The sequence below is a fragment of the Pseudomonas sp. D8002 genome (genome assembly GCF_013385695.1).
Lineage (GTDB): Bacteria > Pseudomonadota > Gammaproteobacteria > Pseudomonadales > Pseudomonadaceae > Aquipseudomonas.
This window is the reverse complement of sequence record NZ_JACAPM010000011.1, coordinates 64792-78476: the sequence shown is the minus strand read 5'-3', so window position 1 is coordinate 78476 and position 13685 is coordinate 64792. Positions and strand designations below refer to the sequence as shown.

The following is a 13685-nucleotide window of genomic DNA, read 5'->3' as shown; positions in this document are numbered from 1 at the left end:
GAGGCCGAACGCAGGTATTGCGGAGCCCTTTGCCCACTTTGGGCTGGGCCGGCATTCCGGCTTTTCCAAAGTGAGCCGCTGTAAGAGCGGAACCATAGGCCGCCGTTACCCAAATAACGGATATGCCCCCTCAAATCCCCCGCAACGCCAAAATCGCCAAATACAGCAGCACTACCCCACAAGCCCCATAGCTAAACCTCTGCCACATGGGCGAAGCATTCCGCCGCAGCAAATTGACCAACCCCGCAATCAAAAAGCACGACAACACCGAAGCCAGCATAAACCCCGCAAAAAACATCAACGTCTGCCCATGGCTAGGCGCCGCCCCGACTATCCCCGATAACGCACTCCCCAGCGCCCCCCAATAGACAATGTTCTTCGGATTGGCCAGGGAAATCGCCGCCCCCACCACCAGCGCATTCTGCCCGGACCTGGCCGGCGCACTCCCGGCCTCTGGCAAGTGCCAGGCATCCATCAGGCTGCGAATCCCGAGCCAGGCCAGATACAGCCCACAAACGGCCGTCAGCGGCACCCGCACCGACTCATGCTGGATCAACAACGCCATGCCCGTAAGCCCGATCACCGCCCACACGGCATCGCCCACCAGCGAACCGATCTGCACCAACAGCGCAGGGGCAAACCCATGCAGCAGCCCACGGCGCAGCGTCTCCGCCAGCACCGCCCCCGGCGACAGGCAAAACACAAACCCAAACACCAGCGCCGAAAAAAAGATCGTCAACATGCCTGCCTTCCTTCAAGTGATGGCCGGCATTTTAGGGAAGGGTGTGTAAGTCGTCTTGAACCAGATTGCGCTTTTCAGCCCTTGAGCACGCGTTGATAGCGCCCCGGTGTGATCCCGTAGGCCGCCCGGAAATGCCGATTCAGATGGCTCTGGTCAGCAAACCCCAAGGCATGGGCAACCTGCGACGCCGCAACGCCTGAGCGCAACAGCCCCTTGGCGCGCCGGGTACGCAGTTGCATCGCCCACTGGCGTGGACTCAGCCCGGTTTCTTTCTGAAAAGCCCGCAGCAGATGGAATTTCGACAGGCCCAACTCGTCACCAAGGGTCTCGAGTGCCACCGCCTGGTGCAGGTTTTCAGCCAGCAATTCCTGGGCCTTGATCACCAACCCGCGTCCCACCGCAGTGCTGCCAGGCAAGCGGACGCCGCTGCAACCGACGACTTCGCCGAGCAGCACCACCAGGGCTTCCTCACTCAGCTCACGGGCCAGCGGATCGACACTCAACGCGCCTTCAATCGCCCCGGCGAGTTTCATCGCCAACGCCGGCTGGAAGCACAGCGAACGGTCGAACTCCAGGTGCGCCAGACCCAGATCAGCCGCCAATTGCTCGGCAGTCGCATACAAGCTGACAAACCGCCACGGCTGCCCTTCGGCCGCGCCGCCGCCTTGAATCTGCCCCGGGTTGTACAGGGTGATGCTGCCGGGGCCGGCCTCGAAGGTGCGACGATCCAGCCACACCTGTTCCTCGCCGAGCAGGTTGACGCCGATCACGCATTCATCATGGCTGTGGCGGGCAAATGTCAGGCCGGTGCAGGCGGTGCTGCTGACTTCGTAGTTGCCCAGCCAGGCGTGCTGAATGGAACTCATTGAGGGGGCTCGCTGTGACCGTTGCCCGCGAGCATACGCCGGAAAAGGGCTTCAGATCGACTACTCGCCCGGCTCTTCGGTTACGGCGTGGCGATGCGATCAAGCTCGGCCTTGATTTCGATGGGACTGAGGCTGGCGAACGGAATCTCGAAAAAAGCCCGGCAGCGCCGTTCAATGATTTCCAGGGTGGCGCGGAACGCGGCGTCGACCTGGGCTTCATCGCCTTGAACATCCGACGGGTCCTCCAACCCCCAATGTGCCTTCATGGCCGGGCCGAAATACACCGGGCAAGCTTCTCCAGCAGCCTTGTCGCATACGGTGACGACGATGTCTGGCGGGCTGCCTTCAAAGGCGTCGTTGCCCTTGCTGTACAAGCCTTCGGTGCTGATGCCGGCGGCTTTCAGCGTGGTCAGGCTGCGTGGCAGCACCTGGCCCTTGGGGAAACTCCCGGAGCTGATGGCCTGGAAACCGTCCGGCGCCAGATGGTTGAACAAGGCTTCCGAAAGAATGCTGCGGCAGCTGTTGGCGGTGCACATGAACAGGACTTTCATCAAGCGAACTCCGTCAGAAACTCAGGCGCAAGGCCAGGGCGGCGAGGGTGATCAACAGTACCGGCAGGGTCAGCACGATCCCGACCTTGAAGTAGTAACCCCAGGTGATGGTGATGCCTTTGCGTGCCAGGATGTGCAGCCAGAGCAAGGTCGCCAGGCTGCCGATAGGGGTGATTTTGGGGCCGAGGTCGCTGCCGATCACGTTGGCGTAGATCATCGCGTCCTTGACCACGCCCACGGCGTGGCTGGCCTCGATGGAGAGCGCGCCGATCAGCACGGTTGGCAGGTTGTTCATCGCCGAAGACAGCAGCGCGGTGAGCACACCGGTGCCCAAGGCCGCGCCCCATACGCCATAGCTTGCGAAGGTGTCGAGCCAGGTCGCGAGGTAGTCGGTCAGCCCGGCATTACGCAGGCCGTAGACCACCAGGTACATGCCCAGGGAGAAAATCACGATCTGCCAGGGCGCTTCCTTCAGCACCTTGCGGGTGGAGATTTTGTGGCCCTTGGCGGCGATCACCAGCAGTAATATGGCGCAGGCGGCAGAAATTGCGCTGATGGGAATGCCCAGCGGTTCCAGGGCAAAGCAGCCCACCAGCAGGATGCCCAGCACCCACCAGCCGGCGCGGAAGGTGGCGCGGTCGTGGATCGCACTGGCAGGGTCGTCGAGGTCGGCCGGGTCGTAGGTTTGCGGAATGTCCCGGCGGAAAAACCATAGCAATACGGCGAGAGTCGCGGCGACGCTCACCAGGTTCACCGGCACCATCACTGCGGCGTATTCGTTGAAGCCGATCTTGAAATAGTCGGCCGAGACGATGTTCACCAGGTTGGAGACTACCAGCGGCAGGCTCGCGGTGTCGGCGATAAACCCGGCGCCCATGACGAACGCCAGGGTGGCTGCCGGGGAAAAGCGCAACGCCAACAGCATCGACATCACGATGGGCGTGAGGATCAGCGCCGCGCCGTCGTTGGCGAACAAAGCCGATACCAGCGCGCCCAGCAGCACCATGTACGCGAACAGTCGCCGACCGCGCCCACGGCCCCAGCGCGCCACATGCAAGGCAGCCCAGGCGAAGAAGCCCGCCTCATCCAGCAGCAGGCTGATGACGATCAGCGCGACGAAGGTCCCGGTGGCGTTCCAGATGATGTGCCACACCACCGGGATGTCGGCCAGGCTGATAACCCCGCACGCCAGGGCCAGGATCGCGCCCATCGTGGCGCTCCAGCCCACGCCCAGGCCCTTGGGCTGCCAGATGACCAAAATGATGGTGAACAGAAAGATAGCAACGGCAACAAGCATGAAAAGCTCTCCGCAGGATCAGCAGCAGGCGCTGGCCCGTTGTGGTCGGTCACCCATGGTTTCCAGACGCTGGGCGTCTGTTTTTAACCAGGCTTGGTTGGCTTGCAGGGTGGTGTCGAGCACTGCCGTCACCCACTCCGGCAAGGCCGGGTTGAGGCGGTAATAAATCCACTGGCCCTGGCGACGGTCCAGCAGCAACCCGCAACTGCGCAGTTGCGCCAGATGGCGGGAGATTTTCGGCTGGCTGTCGTCCAGAGCATGGATCAATTCGCACACGCAAAGTTCGCCTTCACGCAGGATCAACAACGTCAGCCTGGCGCGGGTGGCGTCGGCCAGGCATTTGAAGACGTTGGGCGGGGAGAAAAGATCTGACATGGTCAGTGCCTTGATACATATGGAAATACGAATATACGGATTTCCATATGTATTGGTCAAACCTTGTTTCGATTGACCTGCGTCAAGTGCCCGACAATCGATGACAAGTGGTTGAAATTAAACTGAAACACAAATGTCCTAAAGTGCCTGCCCATTGGTGATGAAGGAAGAAAACGTGTGACCCGTGCCACTCGCAACCTGCGCAAGACCCTGGATTCCGTCGCGGACAATAACGAAACCGCGGCCTTTGACCTGATGCGCGCCGTCGAAAAGCTCAGCGATGAAGTGCTGCGCCAGCGCCTGCTCAATACCATCCACCGGCTCAACCAGGACGCCCACGAACTGCGCGAAGCCCGGGACGCGGTGGAGCGGGTGTCGGTCAAACTGGCTTGAGCACGATCGTTCAAGACAATCCCTGATACCGCTGGCATGCTTGTCGACTGACTGTCGATGAGCTTGTTGTGTATGCCTAACGCTCTGCCTCTGAACGCCTTTTCCCGTGGCGCTATTGCGATCATTCCATTGTCCCTGGCGTGTGCGCCGTGGGGATTGCTGGCCGGTTCGACTGCAATTGATGCCCAATTTACCCCGCTGGAAGCCCAGGGACTGTCGACCATCGTGTTTGCCGGTGCCGCACAATTGGTGGCCATCGGCATGGTCAAGAGCGGCGCCAGCCTGATTTCGATCCTGCTGACCACCTTGCTGCTGACCTCCCAGCATTTGCTCTACGGCATGCACATGCGTCCCACGCTGTCGCCGCTCAAGCCAAGGTGGCGCATGAGCCTGGGCTTTTTGCTGACCGACGAATTCTTCGCCCTGGTCAGCCAGTACGACCGCCAGACCTTCAATCGCTGGTACGCCCTGGGCGTCGGCCTGACGTTCTATATCATCTGGAACGTCTTTACCTTCGCCGGCATCGTGCTCGGCAAAAGCATTCCCGGGCTGGATCAACTGGGCCTGGAATTCTCGATTGCCGCGACCTTTATCGCCCTGATCACCCCGGTAGTGCGCGACGTGCCGACCATTGTCTGCGTAGCCGTGTCGTTGCTGTGCTCGGTTTGGCTGAGCTACCTGCACTGGGAATCGGCGGTGGTGGTGTCCGGTGTGTTGGGGATGAGCGCAGGGTATGCCTGCAAGCGGCTGGGAGTAGGGCAACAATGATCTTCGTGATGATTTTTGGCATGGGCCTGATCGTGTTTCTCAACCGCTACCTGTTTCTCGAGCCGCGCCTGCCGGTGCGCCTCAATCGCGGGGCGCGGGAGTTTCTCGGGTTTGCCGTACCGGGGATGCTCACCGCCATCTGCGGCCCGATCATTTTCCTGGCTGATCACAAGCTCAACCTGAGTGTGGGCAACCCCTACCTGCTGGCCGGAATCAGCGCCGTGGCGTTGATGTTCTGGACCCGTAGCGTGCTGATCACCGTGTTGCTGAGCATGGCGCTGTTCTATCTGTTCCGCTGGCTGCTCTGACCAACAAACTCCTGCTACGGGGGGAGCAAAACCAAGGCAAAAAAAAGCCTGCGGGAGGGCAGGCTGGAAGGGAGACTTCTTAAAAATGAGCCTGCCGACTATAGGCGGCGAGGTCTTCCTTCACAGTGAAACAAAGTTCATGAATCTGTCAGCTATTCGATAACCGGGGCGGCGGCTTTCTTGTTGGCTTTCGCCTCGGCCGCCAGGCATTCCAGGGCAAACTGCTCGGTGTAGGTCATCTGGATCGGGGTGCTTTCGCCCTTCACGGTGCGCTCGCCGTCAAGGATGTAGCGGATGCGCTTGTCGGTCACGCCGATGCGTTTGGCGATCCACGAAGGCGTCTGGCCGATGCGGCTGATCAGCTTGTCGGCGTAGTCGGTGGAGGGGTTGTAGCGCTCGGCATTGGGTGTCATGGGGTTTCCGGGTAAAAGCGGGTTCGTAAGTAGGCGGCAGGGTGACGCAATAATCCTTCGGTGTCGCCTGCTAATGGTACAGTCGCGTTTTTTCCAAGGAAGCTTCGGTATGCGGATGGTGGTAATTGGCGCTTTGGTCCTGGCATCGCTGGCCGGTTGCGCGGGTTCGAAGATGAAAGAGGCGCGTACCGGCGCGCCCTACAAAACCCTGGCCTCGGACAAGGCTCCGCTGGTGGTTGCCCAGTGCATCCAGTTCGGCTGGCAGGATGAAGCGGTGTTCGGGGTGGATGCCGGTGGTTTCATGGAGCCTGCACAGGCTGGTGGCTTCACCATCTACACCACGGCAGGTGACTATTTTGTCGACGTGCGCAGTGCCGGCGCCGGCGCCTCCGTCAACTATTACGCGGCCCAGGATGACTATCCGGCCAAGCGCCGCCTGGCGGCACTGGCGACCTGCCTGTAATCCATTCCGTTAGAAAAGTTCAGAAATGCCCTGCGGACAGTCCCGCAGGCATTGTTTTAGTATTTTCCCGCTCACCCGGCGTGACGGCTCTTTACCGGTACAGGGATGTCGAGGCCGGAGCGTCGGGAGGGCAACTGTTTTCTAGCGGGGCATGTACCCCAGGTGCCAGCGCCGCGGAATCTTCAGCGACACCAGCCCCAACAGCGCCGACAGCACCCCGCTGACCAGCAGCGCACGAATCCCCATGTGGTGCTCCAGCAACGCACCGATCACCGCACCCACAAACATCCCGGCCCACGGGATCAGTTGCACGCGCCAGCCGTTGCGGCGTTCACCGAGCATCCAGCGGCCCAGTCCGCGACCAAAGCGTGACAGCGCCCCGGTGACATAGGTAAGCCCCACGGGCAACCCGTTCACTTCTTCGACGGCGGCATTCAACATGCCCATGGCGATGATCGCTGCCAGCAACGCCGGCAATTGATCGGCAAACGGCCAGGCCGCAGCCCCGCACAGCAGGGTGGCGATGCACAGCAACAAGGGCAGGGCGTGGCGCCGGCTGACGCGGCTGACCATCACGCCCAGCGCATTCCCGGCGATAAACGTCGCCACCAGCAACGTCAGGCGCCCGGTAAGGCCCAGGTCGCCTTCGCTGATCGCCACGGCGAGGCGCGTGGTGTTGCCGCTCATGAACGACACAAAATCCCCGCTGGCCATGAAACCAATCGCATCGGTCATGCCCGCCAGCACGGAAAGGCTGGCCACCAGCAGCAACCCGACACGCCCGCGCCATTTGTGGCGATGCAGCAAGGCGGCGTTGGTGTAGGGCTTCAGGGATGAAGGCAGCATGGGGCCGGGTTCCTCGGTGAGATTATCCGGCCACTACCGTAGGGCGCTTCGTGCTCCGCTGCAATGACTTGGCACACTTACAGGCGTTCGGCCAGTTGTTCCAGAAACATCGCCAGCCCGACTTCCTCGGCTTTCAAGCCTTTGCGCACTCGGGGCTTGGGCAGCTTCGCCAGTTCGCCCAGGCTGAAATGCTCCAGCACCGCCGGGTGGATGTAGCACTTGCGGCACACCGCCGGCGTGTTGCCCAGTTGCTTGGCAACGTTCTTGACCATCTCCACCACATGTTTCTTGGCGTCGGATTCCGGCTGCCACTCAAGCTCGCGCAGCACTGCCAGCGCCAGGGCGCTGCCGGCCCAAGTGCGGTAGTCCTTGGCGGTAAAATCCGCGCCGGTCAGGGTGTGCAGGTAGGCATTCACATCGGTGGAGCTGACGGTATGGCGCTCGCCGTTCTCGTCCAGGTACTGGAACAGGTTCTGCCCCGGCAACTCCAGGCAACGCTTGATCACCGTGGCCAGGCGCCGGTCCTTGACGCTGATCTGGTGCTCGATGCCGCTCTTGCCGCGAAACTGGAACAGGATCTCACTGCCCTTGATATCCACATGGCGGGTGCGCAGGGTGGTCAGGCCGTAGGAGCGGTTGTCGCGGGCATATTGGGTATTGCCGACGCGGATCAGGGTGGCGTCGAGCAGCAGCACCACCGTGGCCAGGACCTTTTCCCGATTGAACCCTGGCGCCTCGATCTGTGCTTCCAACTGTTTGCGCAACTTGGGCAGCGCGCTGCCGAACTGTTGCAGCCGGGAATACTTGTCGGTGTCGCGCACCTCGCGCCAGCGCGGGTGGTAGCGGTACTGCTTGCGCCCCCGGGCATCCCGCCCGGTGGCCTGTAGATGGCCGCGCGGGTCGGCGCAGATCCACACATCGGTATACGCCGGCGGCACTGCGAGGGCGTTGATGCGCTTGATTTCGTCGGCATCGGTTATGCGTGTGCCGTCGGCCTTGAAGTACTGGAATTTGCCCCGCAGCTTTTTCCGGGACAGGCCGGGCTGGGTATCGTCGACGTAATGCAGGTCGCGGGGCAGGTCGGCAAGCAACGCAGGATCGGGCATGGCGCAAATTCCTTGGCAGGTATTTCTGATTGACCGCAGGGTTTTGCGGTCGTGCCAACAAGTTTGCTCCCCCATAGCAGCTGTCGGGCAGTCAGGCCAGTACCGCCACCGCCTTGATTTGCGCCCACAGCGTCTGGCCGGGATGCAGCTGCAACTGGTCCCGCGAGTAACGGGTGATGCGCGCCAGCAGCGGCGTGCCGGCCGCGTCCAGGCTCACCAGCACATGGGCGGTGTTGTCGGCAGGGATTTCCTGGGTCACCGTCACCGGCAGGCGATTGAGGATGCTGCTGTGTTCCTCGGCCTGCAGGCTCAAGCTGACGTCCCGCGCCTGGATCTTGAAACGCAACGGTTTGCCCAGCGCCAATGGTGCATGGGCCACGCGCATCTGCAATTGGCTCGCGGGCAATTGCAGGGTGAGCAACTGGTAATGCTCGTCGTAGGCGCTGACGGTGCCGTTGATCACCACGCCGGCGTCGTCGCCCAGGGCCATGGGCAGGTCAAGCCGGGCCAGGGTTTCGCCGATGGGGCCGCTGGCCAGGGCCTTGCCGTCACTGAGCAACACGATGTGATCAGCCAGGCGCGCCACTTCGTCCTGGGCATGGCTGACGTACAGCACCGGAATCTCCAGTTCATCATGCAGGCGTTCGAGATACGGCAGGATCTCGCTTTTGCGTTTGCTGTCCAGCGCGGCCAACGGTTCATCCATCAGCAACAGGCTCGGGCTGGTGAGCAGGGCGCGGGCGATGCCGATGCGCTGGCGCTCACCGCCGGAAAGGTGCTGCGGATGGCGGTCCAGCAGGTGGCCGATGCCCAATAGTTCGGTGGCGTGGCTCATCTCCACCCGGCGTTGCTGGCGCGGGATGCGCTTGAGGCCGAACTCCAGGTTGGCCAGTACCGACAAATGCGGGAACAGGCTGGCTTCTTGAAACACGTAGCCCAGGGCGCGTTTGTGGGGTGGCACGAACAGTCCTTTGCGGCTGTCTTGCCAGACCTCGTCGTTGATCTGCACGAAACCCTCTTCAGCCCGCTCCAGCCCGGCGATGCAACGCAGGCAGGTGGTCTTGCCGGAGCCGGAATGGCCGTACAGCGCCGTCACCCCGCGACCGGGCAGGTGCAGGTCGACGTCCAGGGCAAACCCGGAATACTTCAGTTGCAGGCGTACCTCGATCATCGACATCAGCTCCAGCCCGCCTTGGTTTTACGGCTGGAGTAGAGCGCCAGCAACACCAGGAAAGAAAACACCACCATGGACCCGGCCAGCCAGTGGGCCTGGGCATATTCCATGGCTTCGACGTGGTCGTAGATCTGCACCGAGACGACCCGGGTCTTGTTGGGAATATTGCCGCCGATCATCAGTACCACGCCGAACTCGCCGACGGTGTGGGCAAAACCGAGAATCGACGCGGTGATAAACCCTGGGCGCGCCAGGGGCAGGATCACCGTGAAAAAGGTGTCCCAGGGATTGGCCCGCAAGGTCGCGGCCACTTCCAGCGGGCGAGTGCCAATGGCGGAGAAGGCGTTTTGCAACGGCTGCACCACAAACGGCATCGAATAGATCACCGAGCCAATCACCAGCCCGGCGAAGCTGAAGGTCAGGGTGCCCAGGCCCAGCCATTGGGTGAACTGGCCGAAGTAGCCGTTGGGGCCCATGGTCAGCAGCAGGTAGAAGCCGATCACCGTGGGTGGCAACACCAACGGCAAGGCCACCACCGCGCCAATGGGGCCGCGCCACCACGAGCGGGTGCGCGACAGCCAGAGGGCTATCGGAGTGCCGATGATCAGCAGGATGACCGTGGTCAGCGATGCCAGTTTCAGGGTCAACCAGATCGCGGAAAAATCGGCACTCGACAGCGGCATTTACAGCTCGTAACCGTAGGACTTGATCACCGAGGCGGCTTTCGGACCCTTGAGGTATTCAACCAGGGCCTTGGCGGCGGCGCTGTCCTTGCCCTTGTTGAGGATTACCGCGTCCTGCTTGATCGGGTCATGCATCGACGACGGCACGATCCAGGCCGAACCGCTGGTGACTTTGCCGTCCTTGTAGATCTGCGACAGCGCTACAAAACCCAGTTCGGCGTTGCCGGTGGAGACGAACTGATAGGCCTGGGTAATGTTCTGGCCCTCAACGAGCTTGTCCTTGACCTTCTCGGTCAGGCCTTCCTTCGCCAGCACCTGGGTGGCGGCCAGGCCATAAGGCGCGGCTTTCGGGTTGGCGATGGACAGGTGCTGGAACTGGTTTTTCTTCAGCACTTCGCCCTTGGCATCGACGTAGCCTTCCTTGGCCGACCATAGCGCCAGGGTGCCGACCGCGTAGGTGAAGCGCGAGCCCTTGACGGTGTCGCCTTCGGCTTCGAGCTTCTGCGGGGTGGTGTCGTCGGCGCTGAGGAACACTTCAAACGGCGCGCCGTTCTTGATCTGGGTGTAGAACTGGCCGGTAGCGCCGTAGGCAGCGACCAGTTTATGGCCGGTGTCTTTTTCAAAGTCGGCGGCAATCGCCTGGATCGGTGCGGTGAAGTTGGCAGCCACGGCCACCTGTACTTCATCGGCATTCGCCGAGGAGAAGGCAAACGCGGCGATCAGGGTGGCGAGGGCCGTGGGGGCCAGGCGTGAGGCGCGAATCATCATCAAGAAGCTCCTTGGGGTTTGCGGCTTGTTAGGCAGAGGGGGGCTACCGCTATGTATGGGAATATATAGCGGTTGGCCACTGCCGGTACAGCGCAAAGTTGTCCCGGGAGTTCAGGTTCAGCGTCGGCCGAGTTTTTCCAGGGTTTGCGCGGCCAGTTCGAGCGTCAGGTCATGGCTGGAGATGTCTTTGCCGAGGCGCAGCGCCTGGCCCGACCACAAGTTGCTGAAGCCGGCTTCGTCCTTGGCCTTGAGCGGCATCAACGCACCGCCGGACAGCGGGAACGCCGGCGCCGTGGGGTTGATCGCGCCCAACTCACGCATTACGCGGTTGATGATGCCCCGCGCCGGGCGCCCGGTGAACAGGTTGGTCAGCGCGGTTTCACTGGCCTGGGCAGTGCGCAAGGCGTGGTGGTGTGACTTCGAGACGGTGGCCTCGGGGGTAAACAGGTACGCGGTGCCAATCTGCACCGCTGACGCGCCAAGGGCGAAGGCCGCGACAATGCCCCTGGCATCCCCGATGCCGCCGGCCGCAATCACCGGCACGCGCACGGCATCGACAACCTGTGGCACCAGGGCCATGGTGCCGATCTGGCTATTCAGGTCGTCGCTGAGGAACATCCCGCGATGGCCACCGGCTTCGTTGCCCATGGCGATGATTGCATCGCAGCCGTGCTGTTCCAGCCAGATGGCTTCTTCGACGGTGGTAGCCGACGACAGCACTTTCGCCCCGGTGGCCTTGACCCGGTCCAGCAGGGATTTTTCCGGCAGGCCGAAGTGAAAGCTCACCACTTCGGGGCGGAATTCTTCCACCACTTCACAGGCGGCGTTGTTGAACGGTGCGCGGTTGGAGACGGGCGTCGGCGCGTCAAAATCGGCGCCCAGCTCGCGGTAGTAGGTTTCCAGCAGGTTCTTCCACTGAAGGTCGCGGTGAGCATCCGGCGTCGGTGGCTGATGGCAGAAGAAATTTACGTTCAGCGGCCGCGAACTGGCCTGGCGAATCGTGGTGAGTGCTTCGCGCAGTTGCTCGATGCTGAGCGCCGCCGCCGGCATTGAACCGAGGGCGCCGGCCTGATTGGCCGCAATCACCATGGCCGTGCTCGTGGCATTGGCCATGGGCGCCTGAATGATCGGTAAATCGATGCCCAGCAGGTCAAGAATTCGGGTGTCTGGCCAGGTGCTCATGGGACGCTTCTCCAACGGTGGAATGCTGTTCCGTCGTTTTAGCAGGGCCAGGCAGCACCAGGCCAGTCTGTATTATTCACTGGACGAATCCAGTGTTTCATGGGCGGTTATCAGTTGATGGCGTCGCCCAGTACTGCATGAATCCGTTGGGCAATGTGCGCGGCGTGGGTTTCCAGGGCGAAGTGGCCGGTGTCGAGTAATTCCACCACGGCGTTGGGGTTGTCGCCTTTGTAGGCATGGGCGCCCGGCGGGATGAAGAAGGGATCGTTCTGGCCCCAGATCACCAGCGCCGGCACTTGCGTGGCCTTGAAAAACGCCTGGAACGCCGGGTACAGCGTCAGGTTGTTGCGGTAGTCGAGGAACAGGTCCAACTGGATCTCGTCATTGCCGGGACGCTGCATCAGGAGCACGTCGAGCATATAGGACTCCGGCGCCACCAGCTCCGGTTGCGACACGCCATGCAGGTACTGATAGCGCGTGCCTTCCAGGCTGATGACCGCGTTGCGAATCACCTCGCGATTGGCCTGGCTCGGCTCGGCCCAGTAGGCCCGGATCGGATCCCAGGCGTCACCCAAACCTTCCAGGTAGGCATTGCCGTTTTGCGATATCAGCGCGCTGACCCGTTCCGGGTGGGCCACGGCCAGGCGCAGGCCCACCGGTGCGCCATAGTCGAACACATAGAGGGCATAGCGACTGAGGTTCAGGGCGTCGACGAAGTGGCCAACGGTGATCGCCAGGTTATCGAAGCTGTAATGGTAATTGCGTTCGGCGGGGACTTCGGTGAAGCCGAAGCCTGGCAAGTCCGGGGCGATGATCCGGTAACGGGTGGCAAGCAGCGGGATCAGGTCACGGTACATATGGGACGAACTGGGAAAGCCATGCAGCAGCAACAACACCGGCGCGGAGGGGTCGCCGGCTTCACGGTAGAAAATGCGCACACCATCGGCATCAACGTGCTGATAGCGAACAACCGGGGCTGAAATCGACATGATCGTAGTCCTCTTTGTAACTGGTTAAATTGGTTTTTTGGGTTACTGGTTTTGCAGGCTGCGCTTGAAAATGTAACCTGTCAAATTAATTTATTGGGTTACTGATTAGCAAATTTAGTAACTATTCAAAAGCGAAATCAGCGGTTACGATGACGCGGACTTGAAGAGGATTTGCCATGCCCGCCATCACCCCATCCCCGTTGGAACCCTACGTCCTGGCTGATCATCCCGTGCTGGACATGCTCAATACCCGGGCGAATGTCGACGGTGTGCCCTTTGAATTCTGGCAAGGCGATGCCGATGTCGAGCGCTGGCTGGTGCGGCTTGGCTGGGCCGAGGAGGGCGCAGTACCGGTATTCGAGGAGGGGGCACTGCTGGGCGCGGCGCGGGGATTGCGGGAAGTGATCCGCGTGTTACTGGAACAGCGCAAGGCCGGCCAGCAGGGCGATCCCGGCGCGCTGAATGCGTTCCTGCGCAAGGCGGTCAGTCACCCGCAACTGGCTTGGCCGGCGCCTGGCGAGTTGCGGCTGGAGCGCCAGCGCAAGGTGCAGACTGCCGAGCAGTTCCTGGCGCCGATTGCCGAAGCCGCCGCGACGTTACTGGTGGAAGGGGATTTCGGCCTGGTCCGCACCTGCGAACATCCCGAGTGCGTGCTGTGGTTCTACGACCGCACCAAGGGCCACAAGCGCCGCTGGTGCAGCATGGCGCTGTGTGGCAATCGGCATAAGGTGGCCGAGTTTCGCAAGCGCAAACTGGTGTAG

General features: G+C 61.8%; 18 protein-coding genes. 5 read left to right on the top strand and 13 right to left on the bottom strand.

What is annotated here, in order from left to right:
- Positions 1-130 precede the first annotated feature (130 nt).
- From HX807_RS06325 to HX807_RS06305, 5 genes are all read right to left on the bottom strand, one after another.
- Complete coding sequence (locus HX807_RS06325; RefSeq protein WP_177049520.1) at positions 131-742, bottom strand: LysE family transporter; 612 nt, start codon at positions 740-742, stop codon at positions 131-133.
- 74 nt (positions 743-816) lie between these two features.
- The gene (locus HX807_RS06320) at positions 817-1608 is read right to left on the bottom strand and encodes an AraC family transcriptional regulator (protein WP_177049518.1); all 792 of its coding nucleotides are present in this window, start codon (positions 1606-1608) and stop codon (positions 817-819) included.
- Between the two features lie 80 nt (positions 1609-1688).
- The gene (locus HX807_RS06315; RefSeq protein WP_087693911.1) at positions 1689-2159 is read right to left on the bottom strand and encodes an arsenate reductase ArsC; all 471 of its coding nucleotides are present in this window, start codon (positions 2157-2159) and stop codon (positions 1689-1691) included.
- A 13-nt stretch (positions 2160-2172) separates the two neighbouring features.
- On the bottom strand, positions 2173-3456 hold the full coding sequence (locus tag HX807_RS06310) for an arsenic transporter (RefSeq protein ID WP_003212605.1): 1284 nt from the start codon (positions 3454-3456) through the stop codon (positions 2173-2175).
- 18 nt (positions 3457-3474) lie between these two features.
- Positions 3475-3831, bottom strand: a complete 357-nt coding sequence (locus HX807_RS06305; RefSeq protein WP_003212604.1) for a metalloregulator ArsR/SmtB family transcription factor — start codon at positions 3829-3831, stop codon at positions 3475-3477.
- Between the two features lie 177 nt (positions 3832-4008).
- Between HX807_RS06305 and HX807_RS06300 the strand changes: the two genes are divergently transcribed.
- From HX807_RS06300 to HX807_RS06290, 3 genes are all read left to right on the top strand, one after another.
- Positions 4009-4224 (top strand): hypothetical protein, encoded by a 216-nt coding sequence (locus HX807_RS06300; RefSeq protein WP_003212603.1) that lies wholly within the window; start codon positions 4009-4011, stop codon positions 4222-4224.
- Between the two features lie 72 nt (positions 4225-4296).
- Complete coding sequence (locus HX807_RS06295) at positions 4297-4992, top strand: AzlC family ABC transporter permease (protein ID WP_087693909.1); 696 nt, start codon at positions 4297-4299, stop codon at positions 4990-4992.
- A complete protein-coding gene (locus HX807_RS06290; RefSeq protein ID WP_008432487.1) occupies positions 4989-5300 on the top strand; it encodes an AzlD domain-containing protein in 312 nt (103 codons plus the stop codon). Before HX807_RS06295 ends, HX807_RS06290 begins: the two co-directional genes overlap by 4 nt.
- A 152-nt stretch (positions 5301-5452) precedes the next feature.
- Here HX807_RS06290 and HX807_RS06285 read toward each other — a convergent pair whose 3' ends face one another.
- Positions 5453-5713 (bottom strand): hypothetical protein, encoded by a 261-nt coding sequence (locus HX807_RS06285; protein WP_003212600.1) that lies wholly within the window; start codon positions 5711-5713, stop codon positions 5453-5455.
- A 109-nt stretch (positions 5714-5822) separates the two neighbouring features.
- Between HX807_RS06285 and HX807_RS06280 the strand changes: the two genes are divergently transcribed.
- Entirely contained in the window at positions 5823-6176 is a 354-nt protein-coding gene (locus HX807_RS06280) for a hypothetical protein (RefSeq protein ID WP_087693907.1), read from the top strand.
- A gap of 141 nt (positions 6177-6317) precedes the next feature.
- Here the strand turns inward: HX807_RS06280 and HX807_RS06275 are convergent, their stop codons facing one another.
- The 7 genes from HX807_RS06275 to HX807_RS06245 all read right to left on the bottom strand — a co-directional run bounded on the left by HX807_RS06275 (position 6318) and on the right by HX807_RS06245 (position 12924).
- Positions 6318-7022 carry a YoaK family protein gene (locus HX807_RS06275; RefSeq protein WP_003212598.1) on the bottom strand — a complete coding sequence of 235 codons (705 nt, stop codon included), beginning with the start codon at positions 7020-7022 and terminating at the stop codon, positions 6318-6320.
- Between the two features lie 77 nt (positions 7023-7099).
- Positions 7100-8128 (bottom strand): DNA topoisomerase IB, encoded by a 1029-nt coding sequence (locus HX807_RS06270; RefSeq protein WP_003212597.1) that lies wholly within the window; start codon positions 8126-8128, stop codon positions 7100-7102.
- Between the two features lie 91 nt (positions 8129-8219).
- Positions 8220-9305, bottom strand: coding sequence for a molybdenum ABC transporter ATP-binding protein (gene modC / locus HX807_RS06265; protein ID WP_177049516.1), 1086 nt, complete (start codon positions 9303-9305; stop codon positions 8220-8222).
- Positions 9305-9985: a molybdate ABC transporter permease subunit gene (modB, locus tag HX807_RS06260; RefSeq protein ID WP_003212595.1), complete on the bottom strand. Its 681-nt coding sequence runs from the start codon at positions 9983-9985 to the stop codon at positions 9305-9307. The genes modC and modB overlap by 1 nt, the downstream gene beginning before the upstream one ends.
- On the bottom strand, positions 9986-10753 hold the full coding sequence (gene modA, locus HX807_RS06255) for a molybdate ABC transporter substrate-binding protein (protein ID WP_256349370.1): 768 nt from the start codon (positions 10751-10753) through the stop codon (positions 9986-9988).
- Between the two features lie 117 nt (positions 10754-10870).
- Complete coding sequence (locus HX807_RS06250) at positions 10871-11935, bottom strand: nitronate monooxygenase family protein (RefSeq protein WP_177049514.1); 1065 nt, start codon at positions 11933-11935, stop codon at positions 10871-10873.
- A gap of 110 nt (positions 11936-12045) precedes the next feature.
- On the bottom strand, positions 12046-12924 hold the full coding sequence (locus tag HX807_RS06245) for an alpha/beta fold hydrolase (RefSeq protein WP_102604916.1): 879 nt from the start codon (positions 12922-12924) through the stop codon (positions 12046-12048).
- 176 nt (positions 12925-13100) lie between these two features.
- Between HX807_RS06245 and HX807_RS06240 the strand changes: the two genes are divergently transcribed.
- Positions 13101-13685, top strand: a complete 585-nt coding sequence (locus HX807_RS06240) for an ABATE domain-containing protein (protein ID WP_087693903.1) — start codon at positions 13101-13103, stop codon at positions 13683-13685.